The sequence below is a fragment of the Bradyrhizobium sp. STM 3561 genome, assembly GCF_045571455.1.
Taxonomy (GTDB): domain Bacteria; phylum Pseudomonadota; class Alphaproteobacteria; order Rhizobiales; family Xanthobacteraceae; genus Bradyrhizobium; species Bradyrhizobium vignae.
The window spans coordinates 4,817,365-4,843,095 of record NZ_CP120695.1; the positions used below are offsets into that span (position 1 = coordinate 4,817,365).

Consider the following 25,731-nt stretch of genomic DNA (forward strand, 5'->3'; position numbering starts at 1 on the left):
CGGCCGTCACTTGTCGTAGACCCAGATCGGCCGCACCTCGATCGAGCCGATGCGCGCGCTGGGAATCCGCGCCGCGATCTCGATCGCCGCGTTGAGATCCTTCGCCTCGACCAGGTAGTAACCGCCGAGCTGCTCGCGTGTTTCCGCGAACGGACCATCGGTCGTCAGCGTCTTGCCCTCGCGCACACGCACGGTCGTTGCAGTCGTGGTCGGCTGCAGGCGGTCGCCGGCCTTGAAGTTGCCGCTCTGGATGATGGATTGCGTGAAGGCCTGGTATTCGGCCAGCATCTTCTGGCTGGTCGCCGCGTCGTTCTTCGCGTACTCGACCTCGTTCTGATAGATCATCAGCAGATATTGCATGGCTTCACTCCTGTTGTTCGGCTCACTCGCCGACATCCAGTCGAACGGGGTACGGTCCAAACGACATCTTCAGGATAAATTATTTCGGGCGGATCGTACGTCGCGATATCGGCTTGACGGAACCGTCACAAATGCCCATGCGTAGTCCCGTCAGTCGGCCGGACGGCCGCTCCGGCAGGTGCCGAAAGGCCGCCGGGGAGGAAAGTCCGGGCTCCCTTGACATGCGGTGCCGGATAACGTCCGGCGGGGGTGACCCCAGGGAAAGTGCCACAGAGAACGAACCGCCCGCCGTCGCCCCTTCGGGGCTATGGCGCGACAAGCCCTCAAGGCTCGCCGCGCCGAAGCTGCGCAAGCAGCGTAGGCGGGTAAGGGTGAAAAGGTGCGGTAAGAGCGCACCGCGGTTCCGGCAACGGAGCCGGCATGGCAAACCCCACCGGGAGCAAAACCGAATAGGGACGGCATAGCGGGCTGTTCGCGAAAGCGATAACGCCGCGGGGCGATGTCAGGCCCGCCGTCCGGGTAGGTTGCTCGAGGCCATGTGCAAACATGGTTCCAGAGGAATGGCCGTCGCGTATCGTTCGCGCAAGCGGGCGGTGCCCTACAGAACCCGGCTTACAGGCCGGCTGATACTCTGAAGCGTTTTCGAGCGAAGTGGTTTTCCGGTTCGCGTGAAGAAAACGCGTCCTGCTGAGGAAGCAACGAGGGGTTCGATGCTAGCGCATCGGACCCCTCACCATTTGGACCACCATCGTGATTCCGGGGCGTGCGCAGCACGAATCCGGAATCCATCGGGCCGCAGTGTTGGTGAAATGAATGGATTCCGGGCTCTCGCTGCGCGAGCCCCGGAACGACGACAAGAGTTACACCACGATCTCGCAACACCGCCATCGGCGCGCTCGATTCAGGCGGCGCGCGTGTCCACCTTCACCGGCACCGGCGCAAGCCCGCCCGTCTCCCGCCGCAGCTTGCTCGCCTCGAAGCCGTGCATGCCAAGCTGCCATTGCAGCCCGACGATGCAGCCCTTGGTTGGTTGCAGCAGCGCGAGCGAAGCGAACAGCGTCACGGGCAGCCACACCGCAAGCTGCAGCCACTCGGGCGGCGCGTAAGCGGTCTCGATCGCAAGAATTGCCGGCACCACGAGATGGCCGACCACGACCATCACGAGATAGGCGGGAAAGTCGTCGGCGCGCTGGTGAAACAGCTCCTCGCCACAATGATCGCAAGCCTCGGTCACTTTCAGGAAACGGCCGAACATATGCCCTTCCCCGCAATTGGGACATTTGCCGCTGAAACCGCGCCACATCGCCTTTGCCAGAGAGACCGTCGCCATGACCACACCTCTTCCTTTTCGACGATCCATACAATAATATCATGCCTCCATACATTCAAAGCTTATAGGCCTAAATTGCATGGGCTGGATCCCTACAATCTCGGAGCTCTCGGGGCCGCGCTACCAGCGCATCGTCGAGGCCATGGAGGCCGACATCGCCGCCGGGCGGTTGGTGCGCGGCCAGCAATTGCCGACGCAGCGGGCGCTGGCAAAAGCACTCGGCATCGACCTCACCACGGTGACGCGCGCCTACACTGAAGCCCGGCGCCGCGGCATCATGGAAGCCCGCGTCGGACAGGGCTCGTTCGTGTCGGAGACCAGCGCGCGGCGCGCGGTCGACCTGCCGCATCCGGTCGCGATCGACCTCTCGATGAACGTGCCGCCGCATCCGCTCGAGGCGCAGCTCGACGAGCGCATCGTCGCCGGAATGGAAGCCATCCGCACGCAATCGGGCCTGACGGCGTATCTCAATTATCAGCCGCCCGGCGGCAGCGCGCATGAACGCGAGGTCGCCGCGCGCTGGATGCGCGCACGCGCTCCGCATGCGCAGGCCGAAAGGCTCGTGATCTTTCCGGGCGCACAGACGATCCTCTTCAACCTGCTCGCTCATCTTGCGCGGCCCGGCGAAACCGTGCTGACCGAAGGCCTCACCTTCCCCGGCATCAAGGCCGCCGCAGCACAGCTCGGCGTCAAGCTCGTCGGCGTCCCGATGGACGAGGACGGCATCCTGCCCGATGCGCTGGTAAAGGCGTGCCGCGCGCACCGGCCAAAGGCCGTTTATCTCATTCCGACGCTGCACAATCCGACCACCGCAACGCTTTCGGCTGAGCGGCGCAGCGCCGTCGCAAAGATCGTTCGCGATGCCGGCACGATCCTGATCGAGGACGACGCCTACGGGCTGCTTGATCGCTCGGCGTCGCCGATCGCGAACCTCATTCCGGAGCGGACTTATCTCGCAACCACGCTGTCAAAATGCATTGCGCCGGCGCTACGCGTTGCCTATCTGGTGACGCCCGATGCCGACGCGCAGCTTCAGATGCGCGGCCACTTGCAGGCCACCGTCCAGATGCCGGCGCCACTGATGGTCGCTCTGGTGACGCACTGGATCGAGGCCGGTATCGCCGACCGCATCATCACGGCCATCCGCAACGAGGCAGTCGGGCGCCAACAGATTGCGCAACGCGCCCTAAAGGGTTTTCAGTTCCTGGCCAAGCCTGCCGCTCATCATCTTTGGCTGCGGCTGCCGGAGGGCCGGCGCGATGTCGCGGCACATATGCTGCGCAATGGACTCGCGATCGTGGGAGGCGATGCCTTCACCGTGGATGGAACACCGCCGCATGCGGCGCGTGTCTCGCTGGGGGCGGCACGCAACAGGGCGGAATTGACGCAAGCGCTGCGCATCCTGATCGGCGCGCTACACGAGCCCGCCGACACCAGACAGATCGTCTAGACTCTTCTTATCGATGATGACGACGGTGGCGTGGGCGAACGACTGGCGCAACGGCTGCAGGATAGGCCGCATAGGCCTCGCTCGGGGCCAACGCCTCGCCGCGGGCTGCGCGCCCCGCGGGCGTGAGCTGGCCGCCATTGAGCACATCGCGGTCGGGATGTGCGGCCTGATAGGCTGCAGGCTCGGAAAACTGCGCCTGCGCCAATGTCGGCGTCAGGCCGGCGACCGATAACAGCGCGGCCGCAACGGCAATGTTCATGCGGGTCATGATCATGCTCCATCATCTCATCAGGGACGGTGCGGCGTGACGCCCGGCAGGCCCCAAGATTAAAGTGCGAGCATCATGTAGGCGCGTCTTCCGCGAATGCCCCGCCCTCCGGCATCACGCTTGCGTGCGGTTTTGAAATTGACCTTCCCGGCCGCATCTGTGCTATGCGCCAGATGACGTTCAAAAGCAGCGATCGAAGTTCGGCATCGCCGCTAACGACAGGAAATGACAGGTGGAAACGTCCACTTACGCGCTGCTGCTGTTCGGCGCGCTGGCCGGCGGCTTCGTCTCGGGACTGGCCGGATTCGGCACGGCGCTGATGGCGCTCGGCATCTGGCTCTACGTCCTGCCGCCCACGCTCGCGGTCCCGCTGGTGCTGATCTGCTCGGTGATCGCGCAGACCTCGACGCTGCCCTCGATGTGGAAGAGTTTTGATCTCTCGCTGGTCTGGCCGTTCCTGATCGGCGGGCTGATCGGCGTGCCGCTCGGGACCATGATGGTCGCGTCGGCCGATCCAAAAGTGTTCAAGCTGAGCGTCGGCGTGCTGATCCTGATCTTCTCGAGCGCGCTGTACCTCAACAAGAGGCCGCTCGCCTTCAAGGCCGGCGGCCGGATTGCCGACGGCGCGATCGGCTTTGCCGGCGGCATTCTCGGCGGCCTCGCCGGACTCTCGGGGCCGCTGCCGATCCTGTGGGCCAACATCCGCGGCTGGAACAAGCACGAGCGGCGCGGCATCTTCCAGCTCTTCAACTTCACGGTGCTCGCCACCGCGCTGGTGCTGCAGACGGCATCGGGCCTCGTCGCCTTCAAGGTGGTGTGGCTCGCGGCTGTCGCCTTTCCCGGCACGCTGATCGGCGCATGGGCGGGCGCGCGCGTCTATCACGCGCTGAACGACAAGCATTTCGGCGATGTCGTGCTCGGCCTCTTGTTCCTGTCGGGCCTCACCCTGGTCTGGAATAGCGTTGGCGCGCACTGACGTGTGCGCCAACGAAGATGCGTCCTTGTCGCGACACGACCAGGCTGTCGCTATGCCGGCGCGCGCGCAGGAGGCGCTTCAGGCTCAGTCTCCACCTCCTCCGGAACCTCGGCGTGCCGCAGCGGAGCCAGGCGCTTGCCGAATTCGCGGTACAGCAACCACACGCTCAACGCAGCCTGAAGCGTCGTTGTCACAATCGACAAATACCAGACGTGCTCCATCCGAAAGCCCGGCCACGTCGAGAGCCAGATCGACGGCAGGGAATAGGTGAGGACCCGCATTGCCGAGCTCACCAGCACGGGCTTGGTGTTGCCGAGTCCCTGGAACATGCTGGAGGTGGTGAAGATCAGCCCCTGCGCCACCATGTTGAACGAGACGATGCGCAGGAAGAGCGACGCAACCGCCAACGTTTCCCGATCACTCGAGAAGCCGGCAAGCAACAGACCCGGCGCGAGTTGCGCGAGGGCCAGGAACACGATCATCACGGCGGTCGCGACAAGCGCCGCCTTGACAAAGGTCTCCCGCACGCGCGCGCCGTTGCCGGCGCCGAAGTTCTGGCCGGCGATGGGCCCCGCAGCCAGCGCAATGGCGAGCGCCGGCATCTGGATCAGGCCGAGGAGACGCGTGCCGATACCAAATCCGGCCTGCGCCGCCGGGCCGAAAACGCTCAGTACATAATAGCCCACGGCCATGATGATGAAGACCATCACGAACTCACCGCCGGCAGGCAGGCCAACATTGAGGATTCTCTTCCACTGCCAAAGCTGAGGCCGCCATTGCGCAGGATGAAAGGCGACGTAGCGCTCCAGCTTCAGGAAATACGCGAGCAGCATCAGCACGCCGATACAGACGGCGATCGAGCTTGCGAGGCCAGCTCCAGCGACACCGAGCGGATGCCCGGTGCCCCAGCCCGAGATCAGGACCGGCGCCAGCGCGATGTTGATGCCCACCGCGAGCGCCTGCACCAGCATGCTCGGCCGCACGATGCCGGTCGCCCGCAATGCGGACGCCATCACTTGCGTCGCGAATTGCAGCGCCAGCGCCGGCATGAACCAGAGCAGATAGAGGGTGCCCGCTTCGATCGTTGCGTCGTCGGCCGCGACCGCGCGCATATAGGGACGCGACAGCGCGAAACCCGCAACCAGCGTCAGCAGCCCGAACAGCACCGACAGGACGACCGATTGGTTGAACACCAGATTGGCATCGTCACGGTCCTTGCGGCCAACGGCATGCGCCATCAACGCAACCGTGCCGACGCCGAGCACCTGCATCAAGGCGTTGACGAGAAAGCCGGCGTTGCCGGCCGCGGCGACGCCCGCGATCGCGGCCTCGCCGAGGCTCGAGACGAAGTAGAGGTCGACGAGCTGGCAGATCATGATCGTGATCATGCCGACCACGATCGGTGGCGCCATGTGCAGGATGTGGCTCACGATGGAGCCGCGCGTCAGGTCTTTCATGTCAATCCATCCCTGCCCTGATCCTTCGCGGCTTGCGGACGTTCTCCTCCGTCCGCAGGCCGCGCCTCATTCCGCTGCTGCGATCTGCCCGAGCTCCACCACCTGGCGCTCGAACAGGCCGCGATAAATGCCCGCCGGCTTGGCCGCGAGCAGAGCATGCGTGCCTTGCTCGACGATCTCGCCGCGGTCGAACACCAGGATGCGATCGAGGCTCCTCACCGTCGACAGCCGGTGCGCGATCACGATCGACGTGCGGCCCTTCATCAGCCGCTCCATCGCCTCCTGGATCAGCGCCTCCGATTCCGAATCGAGGCTCGAGGTCGCCTCGTCCAGGATCAGCACCGGCGCATCCGCCAGGAACGCCCGCGCCAGCGCCACGCGCTGCCGCTCGCCGCCCGACAGTTTGACGCCGCGCTCGCCGACCAGCGTGCCGTAACCCTTCGGCAGACGCAGGATGAAGTCGTGCGCATTCGCGAGCCGCGCCGCCTGCTCGATCGCATCAAAGCTGGCGCCGGGCCGGCCATAGGCGATGTTCTCGGCGAGCGAGCGGTGAAACAGGATCGGCTCCTGCTGCACGATCGCAATCTGGCTGCGCAGCGATTGCTGCGTGGCGAGCGCGATGTCCTGCCCGTCGATCAGCACGCGACCGCCGGTGACGTCGTAGAGCCGTTGCACCAGCTTGACGAAGGTCGTCTTGCCGGAGCCGGAGCGGCCGACGAGACCGACGCGTTCGCCGGCGCGGATCCTGACCGACAAGCCGTCGTATAGCGGCGCGCGATGGCCGCCATAATGGAAGGTGACGTCGTCGAACACGATCTCGCCGCCCTCGATCGCGATCGGCCGCGCATAGACCGCATCCGCAATCCCGATCGGCTCGTCATGGATCGCCACCAATTCCTCCATGTCGTTGACCGAGCGCTGCAGGTTGTTGATGTGCATGCCGACGTCACGCAGATAGGCGTGGATGACGTAGTAGCTCGTCAGCACGTAGGTGACGTCGCCCGGCGAGGCATATCCCGAGATCCACAGCAGCACGGAGCCGCCGATCACCGAGGCACGCAAGGCCAGCAGCAGCGAGAGCTGCGCCATGGCGGTGTAGTTGTAGCGGAACCAGGTCCGCCGCACGCGCACGCGCCAGCGTTTGATGACGCGGGCGAGCCGCGCGTCTTCGCGCAGCTCCGCGCCGAAGGATTTCACCACCGCGTTGCAGGTCAGCGCATCCGCCAAGGTGCCTCCGACCTTGGTGTCCCAGGCATTGGAGACGCGCGCGGCCGGCGCGATGTAGCGGGTCGAGAACAGCACCGTCATGGTGACATAGGCCAGCGCGCCGAGCGCAATCACCGCGCCGAGCGAGGCCCAGTGCACGCCGAGCAGGATCATCGACCCGATCAGAACGACAAACGAGGGCAAGAGCGCCAACATAAGTGTGTCGTTGAGCAGGTCGAGCGCCCACATGCCGCGGGTGATCTTGCGTACCGTGGAGCCGGCAAAAGAGTTCGCATGCCAGTCGGTCGAGAAGCGCTGCACGCGCGTGAACGCGTCCTGCGCGACGTCCGACATGATCTTGAGCGTGAACGGCACGATCGCCTGGAGCCCTGCGAGCCGCAGCACCATCGAGGCCGCGCCGAGCGCCACGATGGCGCCGAACGCGACCAATGCCGCGTGGCGCGCATCGGGATCGGACGGACCGCGGGTCAGCGCATCGATCAGGTGTCCGGAGAACACCGGCATGAACAAATCGGCGACGGTCGCGCCGAGCAGGCCGCCGGCCACGACGAGGCCGCGCCCCGGCTGCTTCAGCCAGTGCCGGAACACGAAGGGCAGCACGACGCGAATCGCCGCGGGCTTCTTTGACAGAGCGGTCATGGCATCATCCGGCCGCTTTCGCGCGGGCCGGCTCCATCGATGGACGCAAGTCGGCCCGAAGGCCGCAACGGCGTCACGTAGAACTGATTTTGACTTGGGAAGCGAAGCGATCGGGACGCTTGGCCAAAACCTTGGCCCAATCGAAGCTGGCGGAAGAGGCCTCTAACGGGCCGCGTACATACCGAGCCAGGAGATCATCGAGCGCGGGCGTACGATCTGCGATTGCGACGAAATCATGCAAATCCCTCCCGGTTCGATTGAATGAGGTGCGCTTTATAGATGTGTCGCTCGTGAATTGCAACGGGGCTCGCGCGAGATCACGCACGAGTGTTGCAAATTAGTGCGCATCGCCGCCGGCGCCGAACGGCGAAGCCGGCTTGTTCAGCAGCGCGACCAGCAAGCTGAGACCGAGATAGAACAGCGTCAGCATGAGGAAGGCGTCGCCAAAACTCATCACCACGGCCTGGCGATGCACGAGCTGGGAGAGCTGCTTCATCGCCATCAGCGTGGAATCGCCGAGACCCTGGAACTTCTGCATGAACATGGTGAGGGTTTCGGTCGCAGTGGCGTTGCCCCAGGTCACGCGCTCCTGCAGGCGGGTGATGTGCAGGTCGGTGCGGTCGTTGAGCACGGTGTTGATGACGGCAAGGCCGACCGCGCCGCCGAGATTGCGCATCAGATTGAACAGGCCGCTCGCATTCTTCACCCGGTCAGGCGCCAGCGTGCCGAGCGCGATGTTGTTGGTCGGCACCATCGCGAACATCATGCCGATGCCGCGCAGGATCTGCGGCACCAGCAGCTCGTAGAAATCGTAATCGCGGGTGATCCAGGTCATCTGGTAGGAGCCGATCGCGAACACGATGAGGCCGAACGCGATCATGTAGCGCATGTCGAGCTTCGCCATGAGCCGCCCGACCAGCGGGGCGACCAGGAACATGGTGATGCCGGAGACGAACATGGTCTCGCCGATCATCAGCGCGCTGTAGCCGCGCACTTCGGCGAGATAGCGCGGATAGATGTAGGTCAGGCCGTAGAGGCCGATGCCAATGCAGAATTGCAGCGTGCACCCGACGGCGAAATTGCGATTGGAGAAGGTGCGCAGATTGACGATCGGCTCGGCCGCCGTGAACACGCGCCAGAAGAAGGCGATCGCCGAGATCGCGCAGATCCAGGCGCAGATCGCGACCGAGGGGTCCTGCATCCATTCATATTGCGGGCCCTCCTCCAGCACATATTCCAGCGTGCCGAGGAAGCCGGCCATGAACAGCAGGCCCCACCAGTCGAAGCGGTCGAGCAGCTCGAAATGCGGCTCGTCGAAATCGACCAGCGCCAGCACGCCGAGGGTGATGCCGATCCCGGGCACGACGTTGATGAAGAACAGCCAGTTCCACGACATCAGGTCGGTGATGTAGCCGCCGACCGTCGGCCCGACCGTCGGAGCCAGCGTCGCGACGAGGCCGATGATGGGACCGACGATGTGGAACTTCGTGCGCGGGAACACTGTGTAGGCCGACGCGAACACCGTCGGGATCATGCCGGCGCCGAGAAAACCCTGCAGCGCGCGCCAGAGGATCATCTCCTCGATCGTCGTTGCGAAGCCGCAGAGCAGGCTCGAGAAGGTGAAGCCGGCCGCCGAGATCGCGAACAACAGCCGCGTGCCGAAGGCGCGCGACAAAAATCCCGACAGCGGGATCGCGATCACCTCGGCGATCAGATAGGCGGTCTGAACCCAGGAGACCTCGCTGGAGCTCGCCGACAATCCGGCCTGGATTTCGCTGAGCGACGCCGAGACGATCTGGATGTCCAGGATGGACATGAACATCCCGAACACCATGATGATGAACGCAAACAGCCGCTTCGGCGCGATGCGCTCGGAAGCGGAAGCTGCCATCATGGCAGGCGAAGCGGTGGTGGCGGTGGCCATTCTCTCACTCGACTCGCGCGAGGCGGCACGATCCACCTCTCCCTTCGGGGGAGGTGGAAGACGAAGCGGCGCTCGTCTCGAACATCATAGCGCCCCTACTGCGGATGAATCGCGGTGGGATCGTCGAGATCGACCTCGCTGTCGGCGTCGGCGGCGCCCTTGTTGGTGTCGACGGTCGCGTAGACCGACATGCCGGCGCGGAGCAGGTTCTGCTTCGCCACCGACTTCGGCACGCGGATGCGCACCGGCACGCGCTGCACGATCTTGGTGAAATTGCCGGTGGCGTTGTCCGGCGGCAGCAGCGTGAACACCGAGCCCGCGCCCGCCGCGATGCTGTCGACCACGCCGGAGAACTTGCGCATGCCGTAGGCGTCGACCTTGATCGTCACCGGCTGGCCGGGACGGATGCGCTTGAGCTGCGTCTCCTTGAAGTTCGCGTCGATGTAGACCTCGTCCAGCGGCACGACGTTGCCGAGGCGTTGGCCGACCGCGACGAAGTCGCCGGTGTTGACCAGGCGGTTCGAGAACGTGCCGTTGACCGGCGCGCGCACCGCGGTGAAGCCGAGGTCGCGCTCGGCCTTGGCCAGCGTGGTCTTGAGCTCGGCAAGCTGAGCCTGTGCTTCGGCCTGCTGCGCCTTGGCGACGTCCACATTGCTGACCGCGACGTCGTAGGCAGCCTGCGCGGCCTTGACCGCGGCGGCGCCCTGATCGCGTCCGGCTTCCGAGCTCTCGAAGGTGGCGCGCGAGGCGAAGCCCTTGCTGCTCAGCGCCTGCTGGCGCTCATAATCGAGGTCGGCGCGCTTGAGGCCCGCTTCGGCGGAGACGAGCTGCGCCTTGGCCTGCGCGACCTGGCTGTCGAGCGCGGCGACCTGGCGGCCGATGCGATCGATGGTGGCCTGCTGGGTCGCGATCTTGGTCGCGGCGGCTTCGACCGCGATCTTGTAGTCGCCGTCGTCGATGCGGAAGACGATGTCGCCGGCACGCACCGCCGTGTTGTCGCCGGCGAGGATCGAGGAGATATGGCCGGCAACGCGCGCGCCGAGCATGGTGTTGTTGGCGCGGACATAGGCGTCGTCCGTGGAGATGTAGAAGCGGCCGACCAGAGTGTAATAGCCTGCATAACCTGCAACAGCGAGTGCGAGGACGAGGCCGACGCCCATCAGGACGAATTTGCGCTTGCCGGACCTGGGCGCAGCGGCAGCGGGTGCGGCCGGCTTGTCGATCACGGGCTTCTCTGGCGCCTCGCGGGTCGGACGCTTCGTTTCCTCGGCTACATGAGCGCGCAACTGCTCGGCAGGGGGTGCCGATGTCTCGGACGCAGCATCACCGCCGGCCCGGTCCTCCGCCGCTTCCTGGCGAAGGACGCGAGCAGCCTGGTCTCTCGATACGGCCATAAAGGCCTCCCCAATAAGCGCGACCGAGGGCGGCCGCTGCGCAGCCGGTTTCCTCTCGCCGATCCCAGATATCATTGACCGAACGGTTCGGTCAATATACAATAATGTTCCCGGCCAAGACTGTACCGCCGTGAATCCTTTTATTCGGGTTTCATGGCCCTGAGCCGGCCCAAAAACCTTTCGAGACGCTGAACCAATGGTTGTAACTGCCAGCGAACATCTGCACGTCATCCAGGAGGACGACGGCTCCAAGCGCCGCCAGATCCTCGACGGTGCCCGCAAGGTGTTCATGGATCTTGGTTTCGACGGCGCCAGCATGGGCGAGATCGCGCGCGCCGCGCAGGTCTCCAAGGGCACGCTCTACGTCTACTTCGCCGACAAATCCGCGCTGTTCGAAGCCATCCTCGAGCAGGAAGCGCTCCAGCACGGCCAGGTCGTGTTTAATTTCGATCCCGCGCGCGATGCCGAGACCACGCTGAAGGAGTTCGGTCGGGCCTATATCCATCTGCTCTGCCGGCCCGGCGGCGGATCGGCGATCCGCACCGTGATGGCGATCGCCGAGCGCATGCCCGATGTCGGCCGCCGCTATTATGCGCGCGTGCTGGACAAGAGCATCAATCGCCTCTCCGACTATCTCAAAGCCCAGGTCGCCTCCGGCGATCTCGAGATCGACGATTGCAATCTCGCCGCCTCGCAATTCATGGAGCTGTGCAAAGCCTCGCTCTTCCTGCCCTTCGTGTTCCAGGCCGCACCAGCGCCGTCGGAAGAGCGCATGACCACGGTGGTCGACAGCGCAACACGGATGTTCCTGGCGGCATACAAGACGAAGTAGCTGCGCGTTGCACCTGCGGGCCGGGCAGCACTATATTGCGGCCATGTCTCGTGATCTTCGCCCGCCGGTCGATATCCTCCACTACGAGATCGTCCAGGAACAGGCCTCGGCACTTGGACGGATGGGCCGCGCACTCGAACAGGCGCTGGCGCGCTTGCGTGAGTTCGACGCTGCCCACGCAGCCTCGGAGGTGCCGACCTCGATGCAACCGGCCAGGCGCAAGCTGGTGATGGAAGCCGGCTACGCGCTTTGGATGTTCGTGGTGCAACGTGAGGCGTCCGGCTTGCGCGACAGCCGCCATATCATGCGCACCTACAACGTTCCGGGCGAGGTGCAGCTATGCATGGGGGTGGCGCCGTCGAAGCCGGCGAGATCGTAGCCCGCATGGGGCGAAGCGGAATGCGGGGACTTTCCCGGATTGCGCGCAGCGTCATCCGGGCGACAGGCAAGAGCGCCGCTAATCGTCGGCGTACTCGTCTTCTTCCCGCTTGCGTGTCGCGCTCTTGCGTGCACCGAGCGAGCCGGTCACTGACGGTTCGCGCGCATTCGCATAGGGACTGCGCGATTGCGCGCGCGCGGCGACCTCTTCGCCGGAGACGGCGGCGGGCTGGCAGATCAGGCGGCGGCTGGCGCGACGCATCAGATCGACGTGGATGTGATCGTAGTGATAGACGTTCGAGCCCGGCGCGAGCACGGTGGTGAAATGCGCGCACGCACCCGACTGCACATCGCGCAAGAATCCCTGCTCTTCCGGCATGCCGCGCCAGCCGTCCTTCACGGTGATGCGGCGGCCGTCGGCCAGCACGAAGGCGGAGATGTCCAGTGCATTGCCGAAGGCGTGTTCGGAAATATGAGCATGGGGATTGCCGTTCATGCCGCGGCAGGAATAGGCGGAGATCTGCTTGATCTCGGCGACGCGGACGCCGAACCAGCGCATCGCCGAAGGCTGCACCGTGTCGGCGAGCCAGCGGTCGAGCTCGGATACGATCGGACAGGCGAGCGTCGCGGTCGGCTTGATCGCGACAGGACCGACGGCCGTGACGGAATTGCCCTGCGCCGGGCCAAGACGCGGCAGCGGCTGCTGCGCAGGCGCCTGCGAGTAAGGCGCAGGACGAGCCGGATAGCTCGGTGCATTCATGTAGCGCGCTGCGCCCGCGGCATCGGTGCCCTCGGGGGGCAGATCGATCTCGTCCTCCTGCGGCGCTACGCCCGGTGCGTTCAGCGACATCGGCCCGGTCGAGGCGCCATAGCCCGCGGGCTGGTGTACCGCGCTCTCGGGATAGGTCGAGCGTTGCGGATAGGACGATGCCGGATAATTCTGGCCCTGCGGATAGTTCGACTGCGGCTGCACCGGCCACCGCGGCTGGTTGCCGATGTTGCCGGGCGGGCGCAACGTCTCGTCGGTAAAGCCATAGGTGCTCGAGGCCTCGCCGATCGCGGCAACCTTCAGCGGATACTCGGCGCCGCACATGCCGGGCCCCGAGATCGGATCGATGCGGACGATGTCGGCGCTCTCCTTGACCGCGCCCGATTTCAGGCACGCCGCTTCCGCCTCGGCCCGCCATGGCTCACGTTCGGCCTGGAAGAAGCCGCGACCGCAACCCGCTAGCGAAACAAGGACGATGGAGCCGACGAGATACAAACGAACTCCGCGCGTCATGCACGCACGTTCGATGAATTTACTTAAGGACTCTTCAACGTGTTGACTTCAGCCTTCCTTAACCATGACGGCCTGCGCTGGCTCGAACGCTGCCGCCGATGAGCGACAGCGAGCCTGACTTTTTCGAGAAGGAACTTTCTGTTAACCATAAGGCTGCGCGCCAAGCGGCGCGCATGGAGGGAGCGACATGACGTTCGCCGGGAGACTGAGCGTTATCACCGCCTACCTCGCCATGGCCTTCGTCGGCGCCATCGTGCTCGGCATGATTTAGAGGCTCAGCACACGGTATCTCTCTTCCCTTCTCCCCTTGTGGAGAAGGTGGCGCGCGAAGCGCGACGGATGAGGGGTTCTAGGAGACAGGAGCGGTCGGCTGCACGGGCTTCCAGCTAGAGCCCCGGCCAGGCGCCGTTGTGACGTCCATCACAGAACGCCTGACCACCTCGGCGTAGGGTCGAGCCACGCTTCAACCGCCAGCGACTTCAGTCCATCTCGGGACCGCGCAATTTCGGAGATTGTCATGAACAAGCTCACCATCGCCGCTGCCGCGCTCTTCCTCGTTTCGACCGCCGCCGCGCATGCCGGCAATTCGATCTCGTTTCAGATCGAGGGCCAGCACATCCGCATCGAGACGCCGCGCAACTGCGCCTCACTGAATTGCGTGACCATCATTGCGCCGGGCCTGTCGGACAAGCCGATCAAGCTGGACAGCATCAACCTCAAGGGCCTTGGCGGCTCCAAGGACGATGACGTCGACACAACGCCGGCTCCCGCGACCACAACGGCGCAGCCCGCGCCGGCTCCGGCGCCGCAGCAGCCGGTGCCGCAGTCGCCAGTGCAGGCGACCGCGCCCACCGCGTCGGCCGTCACCACGCCTGCAGCTTCCGCCCCGTCCGCCAGCTTCGACAACACGCAGCCCGCACCTGTTGCGGCTCCTGCTCCCGTTGCCGCGCCCGCGGCCGTCGCTGCTGCTCCCGTGCCGGCTCCGGTTGCCGCCGCGCCCGTCGCGGTACCGAATTCGCCGATCGGCGTGTGGGCGACCGAAGAGAACAAGGGTAATGTCCGCGTCGAACAATGTGGCCCCAATCTCTGCGGCTATGCCGAGAAGACCAACGAGCGCATCCTGATCAACATGAAGCCCGAGGGCTCGAAGTGGAGCGGCCGCATTCGCGATCCGAACTCCGGCCGCAACTACGACTCGACGATCTCGATGAAGAGCCCGAATGCGATGCGCGTGCAGGGCTGCGCCTTCGGCGGCATGTTCTGCGGCGGTCAGACCTGGAAGCGCGTGAGCTGATGCGCGGAGCGCGTGGTCCCTGAGAGATTCGCGATCTTCGTCATGCCCGGGCTTGTCCCGGGCATCCACGTTCTTGGTGTCGCCAAACAAGGCGTGGATGGCCGGGACAAGCCCGGCCATGACGTTGTCGAGAGAGCCAACCCACGCCGGAGCCGCGCACCGCTCGAACGCTCGTCCCTTCCCGTGCGACAGACGTTCATCCGCCATTCAGATGCGCCCGGCTGAAATCCGCGGCTCTCGCCTCGCCTTCTCTCCGGGACCTCCTCGTGACTTCATTGGTAGCTTGGCGCTGCTCCATGTTCGCGCTCGCCCTGCTGGCCTTGCCGCTGGCAGGCACAGGTGTGGCGTTCGCGTCCGATGCCATCGAGCTTGCGCAGGCCCAGCCACAAGTGCAGCCGACGCCCGCGCCTTCACCGACGCCATCAGCCTCGCCGACACCGTCCCCGGACGCACAGCCCGCCGCCGTCGAGCCGATCGGCAACGTCGCGACGGTGACGGGGATCGCGACCGTGATCCGCGACAGGAATTCCTATCCGCTGCGGGTGCGCGACGATATCTATCTCAACGATGTCGTGCAGACCTCGTCGAACTCCTCACTCGGCATCACCTTCAACGATGCGACGACGTTCAACCTTTCGGCCAGCGCGAAGATCACCATCGACGATTACGTCTATGAAGATAGTGGCAAGCAGAATTCGGCGATCTTCGACGTCGGTAAGGGCACGGTGGCCTTCGTCGCAGCGGCCGTGGCGAAGACCGGCGACATGAAGATCACGACGCCGACGGCAACGCTCGGCATCCGCGGCACAACGGGGGTTATCGATGTTCCCGAAGGTGCGGCGGCGAACAGGGCGAGCAACGTCAACATCAAACTCTATCCTGACGCCGACGGCCGGGTCGGCCACATCGATGTCGACGACCGCAGCAGCGGGGCGCGGCTCGGCGCGCTGACGCAGGCCGCGAGCGGCTTTGCGATCCGGCCTGGCGCGAGCGGCACCGGCGGCGTCATGCGCTTTACCGCGGTACCGATCACGATTCCCGCGCAGCAGATCGCGCGCGACCGTAGCTTCGTCAGCCAGGTACATCTCGCCCAGACCGCGGGCCGGCAAATCGTCATCGAGCAGCGCGACTTCCGCCGCGCCAATCCGGCCGCGATCAGCCGCATTCCGCGGCCGGCGCAACCGCCGCAGCAGCAACAATTGCGACCGACGACGGCGCCGGGCCAGCAACCGCAGCGGCCGAACGGACAGCCCGGTCAGAACAATCGTCCAGGTCAGCAACAGCCGGGCACGCCGGGCCGGCAAGGAACGCAGCAAGGCGCGCAACCGCCGCAGCGACAGGGACAAGGACAACAAGGTGGCGCGGTGCAGCCGGGTACGCCGCGTACCGGCCAAGGGCCGCAACAAGGGCAGCAGCAAGGGCAGCAGCAAGGGCCGCGGCAACAGGGCGCTGGTCGCCCGATGGGCGCGCCTCGCGCCGGACAAGGCGCTCAGCAAGGCATCCAGCCGGGCGGCACGCCGCGAGCCCAGCCGCAGCGCAGTGGACAAGCTCCGGTGCAGCCCGGAGTCATCGCGCCGCCACAGCCGGGGCTCACCCCGCAGCCGCAAATGCCGCGCACAGGATTGCAGCCAGGCCAGCCGCCGGCGATCCAACAGCCGGGCATGCAGCGTTCCGGCGGAGTCCAGCAACGCCTGCCGGGCGCTCAACGCCCCGCCGCGCCGCGCAAGCCGGCTCCCAAAGAGAAGGAGCGGCGGTGACATTTCACTTTCGCCCGTCGCGCCCGCATGTGCATCTTCGGCCCGGCGGTGGCCTCTGAGCAAAGAGTGCGAGAGAGGCGCACTCCGCCATCTCCACGTCATTGCGAGGAGCGAAACGACGAAGCAATCCAGAATCTTTTCGCGGAGAGATTCTGGATTGCTTCGCGGCGCTCGCAATGACGATGTGGAGGAAGTTGACGCTCACCTGATCGCATCAACCTGCGGATGCCGTCTCACCTGCGAGCAGCGCGGCTCGAGACTTCACGCTTCGCCGCGCAACCAGGCCTTCACCTTCTGCAACAGGCCGTGCCGCAGTTCATCCACGGACGCAGCTTCCGCCGGTGTCAGCGTTTGCAGGGCTGACTCGATATCGTCGGTGGCCAATGGCGATACCGGCTCGGAATCCTGCTTCGACTCCGGCGCGGACAGAGGCGCCAACCCCGCCGCCGCGAGCGCGATCGGGCCAACTTCGTTGAGGAACGCACGCTCATATTCGCGCGAAAGGCGGGCGATCGCATCGTCCAGCGTCAGCCAGTCGACCGCCTTGATGTCGTTCATCAGCTTGCGGACCGGCGCTCCGTCAGCCTGCATCCGCCAGAAATGCACGATCTTGGAGCGCCCGCCGGACTGATAAGCGAGCGTGCCCAGAAATTCGTGCACGGCAACGTCGTGGCCGGTCTCCTCCAGCACCTCACGGTGTGCGGCTTGCTTCGGCGTCTCGCCGTCATCGAGCTTGCCCTTGGGCAGGACCCATTCGTTGCGCTTGCGCTGGCGCACGACCGCGATCCGTGGCGCAGGTCCACGCCGCAGCACAATTCCACCCGCTGCCATCACCGGCGCCCGCGCCATCGCTCAAATCCGTGTCGATCGAATCGTCCCGAACGACGATATAGGCAGCGGGAACGGCGGATTGAAGGCTACTTTCTTCTGAGCAGCGCTTGACCGGCGCGAATGCGCGTACCCTCGGCAATGCCATCGCAGAAGATGAAATCGCCGGGCGCCAGGATGATGATGGTCGAGCCGTGCTCGAACCAGCCGAGTTCCTCCCCCTTCGCCACATTGACGTCGCAGGGGAAATTGACCAGGCCGCGGGTCTGCGCGTTCAGCACCATGTCGAGGAAGTGCAGGCGGATGCTCGCGACCAGGATCGCCGCAACGGGCACCAGTGTCACCGCTTCGCCGGTCGCTAGGTGCGTCCGGATCACCGCGCGCTCGTTCTTGCAGAAGAGACGCTCGACGCGCTTGAGCGCGATCGGGTTGACGTTCCAGACATCGCCATGAATCAGCGTGACGCGTTCGATATGGGCGTCATAGGGCGCGTGGAAGCGGTGATACATGCTCGAGGTCAGCCGCAGCGTGACGAAGGAGCCGTTGCGGTGCTGATCGACCAGCGCGGAATCGCCGAGGAGATCGAGTAGCGAATAGGGCGCGCCCTTGACCTGGAACAGCTCGGTGTCCGCGATCTTGCCGTGAGCGCCGACAATGCCGTCCGAAGGGCTGGCAACAATCGAGGGGTCCGGATCGAACGGCCGCAGGCCCGGCTTCAGCTCGCGGGTGAAGCAGTCGTGCAGGCTGTTGAAGTGGGTCTTGCGCGCCTCCGACAGATCGAGGTCGGAGAACAGCTTCCACAGCGCGATCGAGAAGTCCCGCACGAAGGGATTCTCGATCTTTGAGAACCAGCCCATGAAGCGGGTCAAGGCCGCGCGGGGGATGCGGTTGGTCAACAGGAAGTTGAGGTCTTCCTGCTGGGTGAAAGAGGCGATGAGGGCTTTGACTGTCATGAATCTGTCAGCTCGCAGGTTTAGCGCTTGTTGTCATGGAAACGACACTCCCGATTCTCTCGATGTCCGTGGCCGCCGCAGCCTCCGCTGCCGCCGTCCTCCCGAAGATCAAGGCGCGGGTCGAACTGTCCCGCGCCAAGCACCGCTCGCTCGCCGGGCACTCCAAGATGTCGCGGCGGGTGGCGCGGCTGCTCCCATTCTACGAGTTCGAGGGTGACAGGTACTTCGGATGCGACGGTGCGCCCGCCAACATCGTGGCCCAGCGCAAGGACGCCTTCTTCCGCCTCGCCAGGCTTTACGCCGAGCGCTACCCGAAGGGCCGCGCCCTGACGAAGGAGGCGGCGGAGGCGATCTCCGACCTGAACTTCACCGAGAGCTACCGCGTGCCATTCCAGTTCTCGCGTCTCCTGCGCGAGCACCTGGGCACCTCGACCTTCATGGAATCCTCGCGCGGCGTCACCGTCACCGATGTCGACGGTAACACTTCCTACGACCTCACCGGATCCTACGGCGTCAACATCTTCGGCAACGACTTCTACAAGGAGTGCATCGAGGGCGCCGAGAAGCGCGCGCATGCGCTGGGTCCCGTGCTCGGCCCCTACCACCCGGTCATCCTCGAGAACGTGAGCCGGCTCCGCCATATCTCCGGCCTCGACGAAGTCTCGTTCCACATGTCCGGCACCGAGGCCGTGATGCAGGCGGTGCGGCTGGCGCGCTATCACACCAAGCGCACGCATCTGGTCCGCTTCGCCGGCGCCTATCACGGCTGGTGGGGCGACGTGCAGCCCGGCGTCGGCAACCCCATTCCTGCGCACGAGACCTACACCCTCGCCGAGATGTCGGAGAGGACGCTGCATGTGCTGAAGACGCGCAAAGACATCGCCTGCGTGCTGGTCAATCCGCTGCAGGGCCTGCATCCCAACGTCAACGCGCCCGGCGATTCCTCGCTGGTCGATTCCTCCCGCGGCGGCGACTTTGATCGCGCGGCCTATACAGAATGGCTGAAGAAGCTGCGCGAGGTCTGCGACCAACGCGGCATCGTCTTGATCTTCGACGAGGTCTTCGTGGGCTTCCGTCTCGCCGCCGGCGGCGCCCAGGAATATTTTGGCGTCAAGGCCGACATGGTGACCTACGGCAAGAGCCTTGCCGGCGGCCTGCCGGTCGGCGTCGTCTGCGGCAAGCGCGAATTGATGCGCCGCTTCCGCGATGATCGCCCCGCCGACATCTGCTTCGCCCGCGGCACCTTCAACTCGCACCCCTACGTCATGACGGCGATGGACGAGTTCTTGAGCCGGCTCGCCAGCCCCAACTTCCGCGCCGTCTATGACGGGCTGGAAGAGACCTGGAATGGCCGTGTCCAAAAGCTCAACCAAATGATGACAGATGCCGACCTGCCGGTGCGCTTCGCCAACTTCTCCTCGATCTGGACGGTGAAATACACCACCCCGTCCCGCTACAACTGGATGCTGCAATATTACCTGCGCGCCGAGGGCCTGGCGCTGAGCTGGATCGGCACCGGAAGGCTGATCTTCAGCCTCAACTACACCGATGCCGACTTCACCGAGGTCGCCGAACGCTTCGTCCGCGCCGCGCAGAAGATGAAGGCCGACGGCTTCTGGTGGCACGATGGCGCCCTTACCAACAAGCAGATCAAGCGGCAGATCCTGAAAGAGATGCTGGCCAAGCGGTTCGGGCGCTGAGGCTTTATCGCGCGGGCTTGCTCCGCCTCTCCCGCTTGCGGGAGAGGCCGCCGCGCTCGCAGAGCGCGGCGGGTGAGGGTTCTCGCCACACGGGGACGCCCTCAGCAATCCCCGACAATCCCGACGCGGAGACACCCCCACCCCAGCCCTCCCCCGCAAGCGGGAGAGGGAGCCTACTTTCAATGCCGCTGCATTGGCACCATGTGCGATTGCCCCACCGCGCGCGGAGAGAGGCGAAGATGCAGCCCCCAAGACGTGGATGCCCGGCACGAGGCCGGGCATGACGTAACCAGCAGACATAGGAGTGCGTTGTGTCCGCCGCGCGCTCAGGCGTGCTGCTCTTCGAGCGTGGGCTCGCCGATCAGGCCGAGGGTGTGCTCGGGGTTGAGATGCAGGCCGGGGTCCATGAGCTCGCCGCGCATCAGGGCCAGCGGCGCCTTGCGATAGAGCATCAGGTCGTGGAACGGATCGGTCAGGATCTTGGTCATCCAGACGAGACCGGTCTCGACGTCGCGGATGAAGAACAGGTGCACGGTGCGGAACAGCAGGCCGCCGCCGCCGACCACGAGCCAGATCTTGGCGACCTGACGCATGAAGTCGGTCGCGCTTTGCCACGGCGTGAACAGGCCGAACAGGGTGGGATCGGCAACCAGCACCAGCGGCGAGAGCGCCCAGATCGCCATCAGCACCACCTTGCGCTGCAGGTTGTAGCCGACCTTGATCTCTTCCTTGTACTCGTGCGTCGCCTGGTTGATGTGGTCGTAAGTGTGCGGCTCGAAGAAGAAGTGACCGGCCTGGCGCGAGGTCATCGAGACCAGCCAACCGACCAGCGCGGAGACCACAGGATCGATGAACAGCCAGACATAGGCGAAGAGGAAGCTCAGCGCGCTGACGAAATGCAGGCTCTGATTGATGCGGCTGTGGTGATAGTAGCGATGGTCGTCCCAGCGCTGGATCCGCAGCTGCTCGAGATAGTTCTTGATCATGCTCTCCCCCAAAATGCTTTCGGGTCCGGGATTACAGGGATTCGATGTAGGCCGTGTGACATCATCATTTCGTCATGTGACGATGTGCAGCGGCGCGATGACGCACGCGACGCGTGAGCTCACGCCGCCTTTCAAGCCGCCTTGGCGACGTCGACCTTGCGGAAGCGCACCAGCGAGAAATGGCCGAGCGGCGGAATCAAACGGCGCTCGGCGAGCTCCATGCCATGCGCACCAGCCAGCCACTTCGCGTAACGCGACCAGGCGAACTCCGCCGTGCGGAAGCCGAGCGGACGCACCACCGGCTGCAGCTTCTGCTCGATGAAGCGGCGCATGCCGGTGTCGGCGCTGACGCGGGTGAGGATGATCAGCTCGCCGCCGGGACGCAGCACGCGGGCGAATTCGTCGAGCGCCTTCTCCGGGTTCGGCACGGCGGTGACGACGTATTGCGCCATCACGACGTCGAAGGAATTGTCGGGGAATTCGAGCTTCTCGGCGTCCATCACGGCGAGGCCCTCGACGTTCTTCAGCTTCTGCTCTTTCACGCGCCGCCGCGCCTTGTCGAGCATCGCTTCCGAGATGTCGGTGCCGAAGATGCGCAGGTTCGGCGCGTAGAGCGGCAGCGAGATGCCGGTGCCGACGCCGACCTCGAGCACGCGGCCGCCGATCTTGTTGGTTGCCGCGATCGCGGCCTGTCGACCCTTGGCGAACACGCCGCCGAACACGAGATCGTAGACCGGCGCCCAGCGGTCATAGGCCTGCTCGACCGTGCCGCGGGTGAGGTCGAGCTGCTGGGTGCCGTCAAGGTTCATGATCTTGGCCATCGATGAGGTTCTCGCTGTGGGTTCGAATTGACGATCAGCTGCGCACCGGCCGCCGCGCCATGCGAGGCGAGGCGCGCAGGACACGGCTGGGCTGAAGTGAGGTGAGATTGCCGACGAACTGGCGCGCGCTGTTCTCCCAGGAGCGCTCAAGCGCGAAATTGCGGCAGGTCTCGCGCGACATGGTGAGTGCGCGCAGGCACGCGGTGCGCAGATCGTGGTCGATCGCGCCGATCGGGTGATCGGCGATGACGTCCTTCGGACCCGTGACCGGAAAGGCCGCAACCGGCGTGCCGCAGGCGAGCGCCTCGAGCTGCACCACGCCGAAGGTGTCGGTCAGGCTCGGAAACACGAAGACGTCGGCCGCGGCGAGATGCGCGGTGAGATCCGCACCCTTCTTCTCGCCGAGGAAAACCGCGTCCGGATACTTCTTTTCGAGCGCAGCCTTCTGCGGGCCGTCGCCGACGACGACCTTGGTGCCGGGCAGGTCGAGTGAGAGGAACGCTTCGAGATTCTTCTCCACGGCCACGCGCCCCATGGTCATGAAGATCGGGCGCGGCAGATCGAGGCTCGCGGGAGCGTCGGGATGGAACAGCTCGGTGTCGACGCCGCGCGTCCAGAAGCCGAGCCGCTTGAAGCCGCGCTCGGACAGCTCCTGCCGCAGCGAGGGTGTCGCCACCATGGTCATGGCGGCGGCATCGTGGAAATGGCGCAGCACGGCATAGCCGACCGCGGCCGGAATGCCGGTCCGCACCGAGACATATTCCGGAAAGCGCGTGGTGTAGGAGGTGGTGAAGGCGAGCCGGTTGCGGCGGCAATAGGCCCGCGCGGCCCAGCCGATCGGGCCCTCGGTCGCGATGTGCAGCGCCTCGGGCGTCGCCCTCTCGATCCGCCGTGCGATCTCCTTCCCGCTCGGCAGCGCAATGCGCAGGCCCGGATAGGTCGGCAGCGGCCAGGACGGAAAGCCGTCGGGGGTGAGGAAGTCGATCTCGACATCGAGGGCCTTGGCCGCATTCGCCAGCGAGGTCAGGGTGCGGACCACACCGTTGACCTGCGGATGCCAGGCGTCGGTCGCAATTAATACCCGCATGGGAAAGTCCCGAGAGTTTGATGATTCTCAGGTACCGACCATCAACGAAGGATATTTCAGGCGTGTGACGTCACAGAAGTGTCGGCCCACTGTTTTGTTCGTTAATGGCCTCGCGGAGCCACGAAACTGTCATGAAACAATCCTTGCCGCCATGAAACCGTTTTCGGTTTTCCGCGCAAATGTCCCGAAACGTTTTGCAGTTAATGATCCACGCAACGGAGCACCGAAACGGTGCCGCGGTGAGCAGAACACCGAGCAAACAGGGGCGATCACATGTTCAATCTGGACACGTTCAAGACGTTTTCGCGCGCCGTTGCATTCGGCGCAGTCGCGGTCTCCGCAATCGCATTCGCTGGTGCAGCCAAGGCCGCGCCGGTGCAGCTCTTCCCCTTCTTCCAGCCGCTGCCGCCAATGGCCGCGCCGCAGCCGATCCAGCCTTATCAGCCCTATCAGGCAGCGCCTTACCAGGCCGCGCCGTCCGAGGATCAGGACACCGTCGAGATGCCGGCCCGCTTCCGCCGCCAGACGGTTTCCTACGCGACGCGCGAGGCGCCGGGCACGATCATCATCGATACGCCCAACACCTATCTCTATTACGTGCTCGGTAACGGCCAGGCGCTGCGCTACGGCATCGGTGTCGGCCGCGACGGCTTCATCTGGTCCGGCATCCAGTCGGTGAGCAAGAAGGCCGAGTGGCCGGATTGGACCCCGCCGCCGGAGATGATCGCCCGCCAGCCCTATCTGCCGCGTCACACGGCCGGCGGCCCCGGCAATCCGCTCGGCGCGCGCGCCATGTATCTCGGCAGCACCATCTACCGCATCCACGGCACCAACGCGCCCGAGACCATCGGCAAGCACGTCTCCTCCGGCTGCATCCGCATGACCAACGACGACGTCACCGACCTCTATTCCCGCGTCAACGTGGGCACCAAGGTGATCGTGCTGCCGATGACCGAGCGGCGCGCGGATCTCGGCACCGCGACGCGCTAAAGCGACCGGACATTGTGACGCAAACGGCCCCGGAACCCACCGGGGCCGTTTTCGTTTGCCCTCGAGATCCCGACGCGCGCTCGCTGCGGTGCGGTCTCCGACGGAGGCGCATATGCAATCACGCCAGCAACCATCGTCAGGCACGCGGCTGCGCTCGATTGCAGGCGCGGGCGCATTGACGCTGCTCCTGTCGGCACCCTCCTCGCTGGCGCAGCAGCCGGCGAGCGATGACAGCGGCCAGCAGGCCTTCAACAATTCCTGCCGCACCTGCCACTCCGTGAAGGAGGGCGACAATCGCCTCGGTCCCAACCTCAACAAGATCGTCGGACGCAAGGCCGGCTCGCTGCCGGACTACAATTACTCCTCCTCGATGAAGGAAGCCGGATTCGTCTGGGATCAGGACAAGCTGACCCGCTTCATGGTCAAGCCGGACGAGGTCGTCTCCGGCAACAAAGATGCAGCCCTATGGCGGCATCTCGGTGGATGAAGCGGGCAAGATCGTTGCGTATCTGCGGGCGGCGGGAGCGCAATAGCGGCGCAGGCGCCGCGTGTTGAGGCTTGCATCGAAAATCGCGGCGCATCCTTCGAGACGCCCGCCGGCGGCGGACCCTCAGGATGAGGGTTGAGTTTGCGGCTGCATTTTCGCCGCCGGGCCGCGGCCAGTCAGCCTCATCCTGAGGAGCGCGCCCTTGCGCGCCTCTCGAAGGACGAGGCGTTCACACCGGCGGAAGTCGACCGGTTCGAGATCAACCTCAGCCACGCCGCCGAATGAAACGCGCTCATCAAGAGATACATCGGCACCATCCCGCCGAGCAGCGACCCCTGCCCGGCGCCGCACAGCATGTTTGCCGCTCCGTCGCCGAGCACGACCGTCAGCAGCGCCATGACCGCGAAGGTCGGCGTGGCCGCAAGGCCAAGCCATCTGGCGAGGTGGCGCGCGGCCACCATGCCATCGCGACGGGCGGGCGCGGTTGGGCTCAGCGGACTAGTCACGACCTTCCGCGGCCTCCTTGCGAAACGCCTTCTCGCCGGCGTCCGAGATCTCGACCCACTTCTGATCGGGCGCCGCGCCTTCCGTGTAGCTGTCGTGCCAGTTCCACCATTTGTAGGTCGGCGTCTGCGGATAGCCTGCCGGCGAATCCTCCCACACCTCCTGGCGGCCGAGCGGGGTGATGTCGAGATAGTTCCAGGTGCCGCCCATCTGCTCGTCGCCGCGGCTCTTGACGAAATAGGTGCGGAAGATGCGCGTTCCGTCGCGGTAGAACACGTTGGTGCCATGCCATTCGCCGACGCCGAAATCGGCGTCGAAACTGTCGGTGATGGTGACCCATGGCATGATCCAGCCCATCCGCTTCTTCAGCCTGATGATGTCGGCCTGCGGCGCGCGCGAGGCGAACACGAGCGTGGTGTCGCGTGCGTTGAGGTGGGCGACATGGGCGACCTGGTCCGCGACCATGGAGCAGCCACGGCAGGCGTGATCGGGCCAGCCGAACACGCCTGGCTCGAAGAAGGCGCGGTAGACGATCAGCTGCCGCCGGCCCTGGAACAGGTCGAGCAGACTGAGCTTGCCGCCGGGGCCCTCGAACGCATAGGTTTTGCTGACTTCCATCCACGGCATGCGCCGGCGCTCGGCGGCCAGGGCGTCGCGGGCACGGGTATGCGCCTTTTCCTTCACGAGCAGTTGCTGGCGGGCGGCCTCCCAATCCTGCGGCGACACCACCGGTGGGGTCTGCATGGCGGTCTGTCCGTTCGTCCCTGCTTTGTCTGCTGAAGTCATCATGGTTCTCCAAACTCCTTG

Annotated in this window: 23 protein-coding genes, 1 other RNA gene and 1 pseudogene; 10 read left to right on the plus strand and 15 right to left on the minus strand. The window is 65.2% G+C overall.

What is annotated here, in order from left to right; all coding sequences use genetic code 11:
• Positions 1-6: 6 nt before the first annotated feature.
• On the minus strand, positions 7-360 hold the full coding sequence (locus tag P6U28_RS22870) for a YciI family protein (RefSeq protein ID WP_122401961.1): 354 nt from the start codon (positions 358-360) through the stop codon (positions 7-9).
• 150 nt (positions 361-510) lie between these two features.
• Between P6U28_RS22870 and rnpB the strand changes: the two genes are divergently transcribed.
• Positions 511-991: RNase P RNA component class A (rnpB, locus tag P6U28_RS22875), an RNA gene on the plus strand.
• 270 nt (positions 992-1,261) lie between these two features.
• Here rnpB and P6U28_RS22880 read toward each other — a convergent pair.
• The gene (locus tag P6U28_RS22880) at positions 1,262-1,690 is read right to left on the minus strand and encodes a DUF983 domain-containing protein (protein ID WP_162500171.1); all 429 of its coding nucleotides are present in this window, start codon (positions 1,688-1,690) and stop codon (positions 1,262-1,264) included.
• A gap of 79 nt (positions 1,691-1,769) precedes the next feature.
• On the opposite strand from P6U28_RS22880, the gene P6U28_RS22885 reads away from it, so the two are divergent.
• Positions 1,770-3,140, plus strand: coding sequence for a PLP-dependent aminotransferase family protein (locus P6U28_RS22885; protein ID WP_407119949.1), 1,371 nt, complete (start codon positions 1,770-1,772; stop codon positions 3,138-3,140).
• A 7-nt stretch (positions 3,141-3,147) separates the two neighbouring features.
• On the opposite strand, the gene P6U28_RS22890 is transcribed toward P6U28_RS22885, so the two are convergent.
• Positions 3,148-3,408 (minus strand): hypothetical protein, encoded by a 261-nt coding sequence (locus P6U28_RS22890; protein ID WP_162500169.1) that lies wholly within the window; start codon positions 3,406-3,408, stop codon positions 3,148-3,150.
• Positions 3,409-3,640: 232 nt separating this feature from the next.
• On the opposite strand from P6U28_RS22890, the gene P6U28_RS22895 reads away from it, so the two are divergent.
• Complete coding sequence (locus tag P6U28_RS22895; RefSeq protein ID WP_122401957.1) at positions 3,641-4,384, plus strand: sulfite exporter TauE/SafE family protein; 744 nt, start codon at positions 3,641-3,643, stop codon at positions 4,382-4,384.
• Positions 4,385-4,434: 50 nt separating this feature from the next.
• Here the strand turns inward: P6U28_RS22895 and P6U28_RS22900 are convergent, their stop codons facing one another.
• The 4 genes from P6U28_RS22900 to P6U28_RS22915 form a co-directional block, all read right to left on the minus strand.
• The gene (locus tag P6U28_RS22900) at positions 4,435-5,841 is read right to left on the minus strand and encodes an MATE family efflux transporter (protein WP_407119950.1); all 1,407 of its coding nucleotides are present in this window, start codon (positions 5,839-5,841) and stop codon (positions 4,435-4,437) included.
• 66 nt (positions 5,842-5,907) lie between these two features.
• Positions 5,908-7,707: an ABC transporter ATP-binding protein gene (locus P6U28_RS22905; RefSeq protein WP_407119951.1), complete on the minus strand. Its 1,800-nt coding sequence runs from the start codon at positions 7,705-7,707 to the stop codon at positions 5,908-5,910.
• Positions 7,708-8,044: 337 nt separating this feature from the next.
• Positions 8,045-9,631: a DHA2 family efflux MFS transporter permease subunit gene (locus P6U28_RS22910; protein WP_129145559.1), complete on the minus strand. Its 1,587-nt coding sequence runs from the start codon at positions 9,629-9,631 to the stop codon at positions 8,045-8,047.
• A 95-nt stretch (positions 9,632-9,726) separates the two neighbouring features.
• Complete coding sequence (locus P6U28_RS22915; RefSeq protein WP_122401954.1) at positions 9,727-11,025, minus strand: HlyD family secretion protein; 1,299 nt, start codon at positions 11,023-11,025, stop codon at positions 9,727-9,729.
• Positions 11,026-11,221: 196 nt separating this feature from the next.
• Here P6U28_RS22915 and P6U28_RS22920 point away from each other — a divergent pair, with 196 nt between their 5' ends.
• Both P6U28_RS22920 and P6U28_RS22925 read left to right on the plus strand, forming a co-directional pair.
• A complete protein-coding gene (locus tag P6U28_RS22920; protein WP_407119952.1) occupies positions 11,222-11,857 on the plus strand; it encodes a TetR/AcrR family transcriptional regulator in 636 nt (211 codons plus the stop codon).
• 43 nt (positions 11,858-11,900) lie between these two features.
• Positions 11,901-12,236, plus strand: coding sequence for a DUF6665 family protein (locus tag P6U28_RS22925; RefSeq protein WP_122401952.1), 336 nt, complete (start codon positions 11,901-11,903; stop codon positions 12,234-12,236).
• Between the two features lie 78 nt (positions 12,237-12,314).
• Here the strand turns inward: P6U28_RS22925 and P6U28_RS22930 are convergent, their stop codons facing one another.
• The gene (locus tag P6U28_RS22930; protein ID WP_122401951.1) at positions 12,315-13,517 is read right to left on the minus strand and encodes an extensin family protein; all 1,203 of its coding nucleotides are present in this window, start codon (positions 13,515-13,517) and stop codon (positions 12,315-12,317) included.
• Between the two features lie 517 nt (positions 13,518-14,034).
• On the opposite strand from P6U28_RS22930, the gene P6U28_RS22935 reads away from it, so the two are divergent.
• A complete protein-coding gene (locus tag P6U28_RS22935; RefSeq protein ID WP_122401950.1) occupies positions 14,035-14,811 on the plus strand; it encodes a DUF2147 domain-containing protein in 777 nt (258 codons plus the stop codon).
• A gap of 296 nt (positions 14,812-15,107) precedes the next feature.
• Positions 15,108-16,568: a FecR domain-containing protein gene (locus P6U28_RS22940; RefSeq protein ID WP_407119953.1), complete on the plus strand. Its 1,461-nt coding sequence runs from the start codon at positions 15,108-15,110 to the stop codon at positions 16,566-16,568.
• A 261-nt stretch (positions 16,569-16,829) separates the two neighbouring features.
• On the opposite strand, the gene P6U28_RS22945 is transcribed toward P6U28_RS22940, so the two are convergent.
• Together P6U28_RS22945 and asd are read right to left on the minus strand one after the other, a co-directional pair.
• Positions 16,830-17,417, minus strand: coding sequence for an NUDIX hydrolase (locus P6U28_RS22945; RefSeq protein ID WP_122401948.1), 588 nt, complete (start codon positions 17,415-17,417; stop codon positions 16,830-16,832).
• A 68-nt stretch (positions 17,418-17,485) separates the two neighbouring features.
• On the minus strand, positions 17,486-18,349 hold the full coding sequence (gene asd, locus P6U28_RS22950) for an archaetidylserine decarboxylase (RefSeq protein WP_407119954.1): 864 nt from the start codon (positions 18,347-18,349) through the stop codon (positions 17,486-17,488).
• Between the two features lie 35 nt (positions 18,350-18,384).
• Between asd and P6U28_RS22955 the strand changes: the two genes are divergently transcribed.
• Entirely contained in the window at positions 18,385-20,049 is a 1,665-nt protein-coding gene (locus P6U28_RS22955; protein ID WP_407119955.1) for an aminotransferase class III-fold pyridoxal phosphate-dependent enzyme, read from the plus strand.
• 326 nt (positions 20,050-20,375) lie between these two features.
• Here P6U28_RS22955 and P6U28_RS22960 read toward each other — a convergent pair whose 3' ends face one another.
• The 3 genes from P6U28_RS22960 to P6U28_RS22970 form a co-directional block, all read right to left on the minus strand.
• Entirely contained in the window at positions 20,376-21,035 is a 660-nt protein-coding gene (locus P6U28_RS22960) for a hypothetical protein (protein WP_129145553.1), read from the minus strand.
• Positions 21,036-21,166: 131 nt separating this feature from the next.
• Positions 21,167-21,856 carry a methyltransferase domain-containing protein gene (locus P6U28_RS22965; protein ID WP_122401944.1) on the minus strand — a complete coding sequence of 230 codons (690 nt, stop codon included), beginning with the start codon at positions 21,854-21,856 and terminating at the stop codon, positions 21,167-21,169.
• Positions 21,857-21,890: 34 nt separating this feature from the next.
• On the minus strand, positions 21,891-22,943 hold the full coding sequence (locus tag P6U28_RS22970; protein ID WP_129145552.1) for a glycosyltransferase family 1 protein: 1,053 nt from the start codon (positions 22,941-22,943) through the stop codon (positions 21,891-21,893).
• 273 nt (positions 22,944-23,216) lie between these two features.
• Between P6U28_RS22970 and P6U28_RS22975 the strand changes: the two genes are divergently transcribed.
• Positions 23,217-23,933 (plus strand): L,D-transpeptidase, encoded by a 717-nt coding sequence (locus P6U28_RS22975; protein WP_407119956.1) that lies wholly within the window; start codon positions 23,217-23,219, stop codon positions 23,931-23,933.
• Positions 23,934-24,045: 112 nt separating this feature from the next.
• Positions 24,046-24,466: pseudogene (locus P6U28_RS22980) on the plus strand (c-type cytochrome).
• 136 nt (positions 24,467-24,602) lie between these two features.
• On the opposite strand, the gene P6U28_RS22985 reads toward P6U28_RS22980, so the two are convergent.
• On the minus strand, positions 24,603-24,926 hold the full coding sequence (locus P6U28_RS22985; RefSeq protein ID WP_407119957.1) for a hypothetical protein: 324 nt from the start codon (positions 24,924-24,926) through the stop codon (positions 24,603-24,605).
• A complete protein-coding gene (locus P6U28_RS22990) occupies positions 24,919-25,713 on the minus strand; it encodes a DUF899 domain-containing protein (protein WP_407119958.1) in 795 nt (264 codons plus the stop codon). The genes P6U28_RS22985 and P6U28_RS22990 overlap by 8 nt, the downstream gene beginning before the upstream one ends.
• Positions 25,714-25,731: the final 18 nt, after the last annotated feature.

What these genes read in the sequence shown, in the direction of transcription:
- P6U28_RS22940 (WP_407119953.1), top strand. Translation starts at nt 15,108, where the DNA reads ATGTTCGCGCTCGCCCTGCTGGCCTTGCCGCTGGCAGGCACAGGTGTG.
- P6U28_RS22945 (WP_122401948.1), bottom strand. Translation starts at nt 17,417, where the DNA reads ATGGCGCGGGCGCCGGTGATGGCAGCGGGTGGAATTGTGCTGCGGCGT.
- P6U28_RS22910 (WP_129145559.1), bottom strand. Translation starts at nt 9,631, where the DNA reads ATGGCCACCGCCACCACCGCTTCGCCTGCCATGATGGCAGCTTCCGCT.
- P6U28_RS22975 (WP_407119956.1), top strand. Translation starts at nt 23,217, where the DNA reads ATGTTCAATCTGGACACGTTCAAGACGTTTTCGCGCGCCGTTGCATTC.
- P6U28_RS22900 (WP_407119950.1), bottom strand. Translation starts at nt 5,841, where the DNA reads ATGAAAGACCTGACGCGCGGCTCCATCGTGAGCCACATCCTGCACATG.
- P6U28_RS22960 (WP_129145553.1), bottom strand. Translation starts at nt 21,035, where the DNA reads ATGATCAAGAACTATCTCGAGCAGCTGCGGATCCAGCGCTGGGACGAC.
- P6U28_RS22890 (WP_162500169.1), bottom strand. Translation starts at nt 3,408, where the DNA reads ATGACCCGCATGAACATTGCCGTTGCGGCCGCGCTGTTATCGGTCGCC.
- P6U28_RS22905 (WP_407119951.1), bottom strand. Translation starts at nt 7,707, where the DNA reads ATGACCGCTCTGTCAAAGAAGCCCGCGGCGATTCGCGTCGTGCTGCCC.
- P6U28_RS22970 (WP_129145552.1), bottom strand. Translation starts at nt 22,943, where the DNA reads ATGCGGGTATTAATTGCGACCGACGCCTGGCATCCGCAGGTCAACGGT.
- P6U28_RS22920 (WP_407119952.1), top strand. Translation starts at nt 11,222, where the DNA reads ATGGTTGTAACTGCCAGCGAACATCTGCACGTCATCCAGGAGGACGAC.
- P6U28_RS22935 (WP_122401950.1), top strand. Translation starts at nt 14,035, where the DNA reads ATGAACAAGCTCACCATCGCCGCTGCCGCGCTCTTCCTCGTTTCGACC.
- P6U28_RS22885 (WP_407119949.1), top strand. Translation starts at nt 1,770, where the DNA reads ATGGGCTGGATCCCTACAATCTCGGAGCTCTCGGGGCCGCGCTACCAG.
- P6U28_RS22930 (WP_122401951.1), bottom strand. Translation starts at nt 13,517, where the DNA reads ATGACGCGCGGAGTTCGTTTGTATCTCGTCGGCTCCATCGTCCTTGTT.
- asd (WP_407119954.1), bottom strand. Translation starts at nt 18,349, where the DNA reads ATGACAGTCAAAGCCCTCATCGCCTCTTTCACCCAGCAGGAAGACCTC.
- P6U28_RS22925 (WP_122401952.1), top strand. Translation starts at nt 11,901, where the DNA reads ATGTCTCGTGATCTTCGCCCGCCGGTCGATATCCTCCACTACGAGATC.
- P6U28_RS22915 (WP_122401954.1), bottom strand. Translation starts at nt 11,025, where the DNA reads ATGGCCGTATCGAGAGACCAGGCTGCTCGCGTCCTTCGCCAGGAAGCG.
- P6U28_RS22880 (WP_162500171.1), bottom strand. Translation starts at nt 1,690, where the DNA reads ATGGCGACGGTCTCTCTGGCAAAGGCGATGTGGCGCGGTTTCAGCGGC.
- P6U28_RS22990 (WP_407119958.1), bottom strand. Translation starts at nt 25,713, where the DNA reads ATGATGACTTCAGCAGACAAAGCAGGGACGAACGGACAGACCGCCATG.
- P6U28_RS22870 (WP_122401961.1), bottom strand. Translation starts at nt 360, where the DNA reads ATGCAATATCTGCTGATGATCTATCAGAACGAGGTCGAGTACGCGAAG.
- P6U28_RS22955 (WP_407119955.1), top strand. Translation starts at nt 18,385, where the DNA reads ATGGAAACGACACTCCCGATTCTCTCGATGTCCGTGGCCGCCGCAGCC.
- P6U28_RS22965 (WP_122401944.1), bottom strand. Translation starts at nt 21,856, where the DNA reads ATGGCCAAGATCATGAACCTTGACGGCACCCAGCAGCTCGACCTCACC.